This is a genomic window from Pseudomonas sp. PHC1, assembly GCF_046487845.1.
GTDB classification, from domain to species: domain Bacteria; phylum Pseudomonadota; class Gammaproteobacteria; order Pseudomonadales; family Pseudomonadaceae; genus Aquipseudomonas; species Aquipseudomonas sputi.
The window spans coordinates 1-3,208 of record NZ_JBJXHJ010000046.1 but is presented as its reverse complement, the minus strand read 5'-3'; the positions used below and the strand labels follow the sequence as shown (position 1 = coordinate 3,208).

The following is a 3,208-nucleotide window of genomic DNA, read 5'->3' as shown; positions in this document are numbered from 1 at the left end:
TCATGGGCGATGACCCGGAAACCTTTCTCCAGAAAGAACATCATTTGATTGTCCCAATCATCTGAGCTCAGTGGCCATCCGTGGTGAAACACAACGGGCGTCGCATCTTTAGGGCCCCAGTCTTTGTAGAAAATTTCAGTGCCGTCTTTTGTTTTAATCGAGGTCATATCGGATAAACTCCCAGCTTTACATTCGGCTACCCCAGCAATCACCTCACGCAGAAACCGTAGGCGGTTGTAAAGGGAACCGCTGTACTGGTGTTCTCGATAATGGGAAGAAATGCTCGAAATTACGGTGCACAACCACGGCGAGCCGATTGCAGCAGAACATCTACCGCGATTGTTTGAGCGCTTTTACCGGTTCGACCCTTCACGTAATCAGCCCGACGACTCTGGTGGTCTGGGATTGGCCACTGTGCGCTCAATCATGCAACTGCATGGCGGTTCTGTAAGAGTTGATAGCACTGAAGCAGGTACAAGCTTTCACTTGGAGTTTCCCCTTAAAAGTGCCTGAACTCAAACCGAAGTTATTACACTTGACACAGCGAATGCTGGCAAATTGCCCTGTACTGAGTTGGCCGAAGCGCTTGATCGGGATGGCCAAGATTTGCTGTGCCCACTGCAGAGCTGGCGGACATTGGTACGTCTGCCAAAGTCACCTATCCGATCTCAGCGATAAGGGCTAAGGTTTCCAATTGTTCGAGGGTCAGATGACTCCAAAGTGGACACCTGAAGTGCCCATGCCGGCAATTTTGGCTAAGACCAGTTATCCAGCCATGCTTTCGATACGTGTTTGCCTGCGATAAAAGGAGTGAATTGCCCAAACCACCCCTACGAATAGCAACCCTGTCCCAAGCGCTTCCATAGGAGAGGGCCAGCGTTGGTTGATGAGCAGGCCCATCGTAGTTGCATAGATGGTACCGCTGGCGATCAATTGCCCGCTGAGAGCCAGAGGTAGACGTCGAGTTGCAATTGACCATGCCCAGGCACCCGCAAGGGTAGCCCCTAACCCCTGAATCAACCCACAGACTAATAGCGCCTGAGTACCTGCTAACCCGCTCGGATGGCTAGCGAAGTGGGACAGGTTCAAGTGCAGACCGACGGGTATGAACGCCAGCATCTCGACGCTGCACATGAAGATCAGCATGGCTGACCACAACATGGGGGACATGCTTGGGCGCTGAGCCAAAGCACTTTCATTTAACAATCCAAAGCTCGTCCAAAATCCAATTGCCATTAACGATGCGAGCAGCCCCAGCAGTATCGAATGGGTCGGGAGCACCACCTTTGCGGCGCTAAAATCAAACACGCTCAAGTTGACCAAACTTATGCCCAATGCCGCCACCAGCAGCGGCCCTGCAATGGCGCGCCAGGGCACGCTGGAGCTTCGCATGTTGCCGGCAATCGCTAGAACAATCGGTACTGACCCCATCATTACCGGAGGGATCACCGGCCCAGCTGCCAAGACCGCAGTGGTGATCAGGAAGAAGTAGCCGATGTATCCCAAGAAGCCCAGCAGTGCGGCACAGGCCCAGTCGCTCAGTCGCAATTGCCGAACTTCGCTGCGGTAAACAAACAGCACAAGCAGGCTACCTAAACCGGCAAAGGCATAGCTCACCACAGCCAGATCAAAAAGGCTGTAATCGCCGACCAACCCCGGAAAGATGTAGAGCAGCGACCATGAAAAAGTGGCGGCAATGGCCGCCAATAGGCCGAGGGTCATACGCTCTGCTCCTGTTGGGCCTGCTTCCGGATCCAGCAATGAGCTACGTGTCGGGCAGTGTCGAATACCCGCACGTCCTGGCCCATGGCGCCGCTGACAAAACTGCCCTCCAGTAAGATAAACAGCCCCTCAGCAACTACGTCAGGGTCACTTATACCGGCGCTCACGGCCAAGGTAGTGAGATTGTCGCGTATCCCTTGCTTGTGCCTGCTCACTGCCAAATGCACAGGGTGGCTAAACTGGGGGAATTCAGCCGCACTGTTGACGAACAGGCACCCGCGCTCGCTATCTTGCAAAAGAAAGCATTGATACAAATCGAAAAAAGCGAGCATGCCACTGACCGGGTCAGGATGCCCTGCCAAAGTGCGCGCTACCTCTTCACGCCAGCGTCGGTCACGCTCCTCAAGGCAAGCCACTATCAGCGCATCCTTGGAGGGGAAATGGCTGTAGAGCGTCATCTTGGTAACACCCGCCATCGCGGCGATGGCCATCACACCAGTAACGTATATACCTTGTGACAGAAATAGCTTCAGCGCTGAGTCAATCAAGCGCTCACGGGTATTGTCCAATTTAAGGCACTCCGGCGTCGGGATGGAGTTGACTATACTGACCGGTAAGATTGAGGTTCATCCAAATACGACCTGAATCATGGCAGCTACGACACAAGCAGCACCATGCCGACGCGGTAGTAAATCATAGGATTTGGCCAATCAGCGAATATCCCTGAAGGCGCCCTTGGCCTCGATGCGGGATAGCCTTCGTCATATCTAAAATCGCAGCCCCCCCAAATGAAACGAGTGCCCGACAAGGCCACTGCTTTTTTCGCTATTGCGTTATTAACTTAGAGGAGCTTTGCCTTACGCGGACTTTCTTCGGTACCGGTCTTACGTTTAGGATGTTCAGGCTAATTTAATCGCTAAGTTCGGCAACAAAAACCCAGGGAGCGAGCCCCAGGTTCTGCTAAAGAATCTCTGGACGCAGATCTTATTTCTGTATATCGATATTCCGACTTTCGATGCGGCGTACCTACCTACCTGCTTGTAATACCTTGCAACCCTTGTGTGATTGAGAAGTCTCACGCCTTTCTCTAGATTTTATTTCGCAATGCCGGGCCCCTCTGACAGCTATCCGCTGCCATGTCGGAGTTGCAGTTTGTATAACTTCGACACTTAGAGGAGGGGCTCATGACTGCCCTAGAACCGTTCTTCCTGGCCGAGCTCCTCGGCACCGCCACTTGGTTGTGGCTAGTCTTTATAAGCATCGTGATAGGCCTGTTGGTCTTCGACCTTGGGATCCTCCACCGTGAGCAGCGAGAAATCGGCGTTACTGAAAGTCTGCTGCTTTCTGCTGGCTATATTACGGCTAGCTTGCTGTTCGGCCTCTGGGTCTGGCAGGTCAAGGGCGGTGATGCCGGGATGGATTTCTACACCGGTTTTCTGATCGAGAAATCGTTGTCGATGGACAACGTGTTCCTGATGGCGATGAT

4 protein-coding genes and 1 pseudogene are annotated in these 3,208 nt (G+C 53.1%); 2 read left to right on the top strand and 3 right to left on the bottom strand.

Features of this window, described 5'->3' with window-relative positions:
• Positions 1-167 (bottom strand): alpha/beta fold hydrolase (locus ACKJSM_RS28570; RefSeq protein WP_410239530.1); only part of this gene is annotated, 167 nt, incomplete at its 3' end.
• 112 nt (positions 168-279) lie between these two features.
• Between ACKJSM_RS28570 and ACKJSM_RS28565 the strand changes: the two genes are divergently transcribed.
• Entirely contained in the window at positions 280-513 is a 234-nt protein-coding gene (locus ACKJSM_RS28565) for an ATP-binding protein (protein ID WP_410239529.1), read from the top strand.
• A 252-nt stretch (positions 514-765) separates the two neighbouring features.
• Here the strand turns inward: ACKJSM_RS28565 and ACKJSM_RS28560 are convergent, their stop codons facing one another.
• Positions 766-1,722 carry a DMT family transporter gene (locus ACKJSM_RS28560; RefSeq protein WP_410239528.1) on the bottom strand — a complete coding sequence of 319 codons (957 nt, stop codon included), beginning with the start codon at positions 1,720-1,722 and terminating at the stop codon, positions 766-768.
• Positions 1,719-2,291 (bottom strand): TetR/AcrR family transcriptional regulator, encoded by a 573-nt coding sequence (locus tag ACKJSM_RS28555; RefSeq protein ID WP_410239527.1) that lies wholly within the window; start codon positions 2,289-2,291, stop codon positions 1,719-1,721. Before ACKJSM_RS28555 ends, ACKJSM_RS28560 begins: the two co-directional genes overlap by 4 nt.
• Positions 2,292-2,906: 615 nt before the next feature.
• Here ACKJSM_RS28555 and ACKJSM_RS28550 point away from each other — a divergent pair.
• Positions 2,907-3,208, top strand: a pseudogene (locus ACKJSM_RS28550) (TerC family protein); the annotation flags it as partial.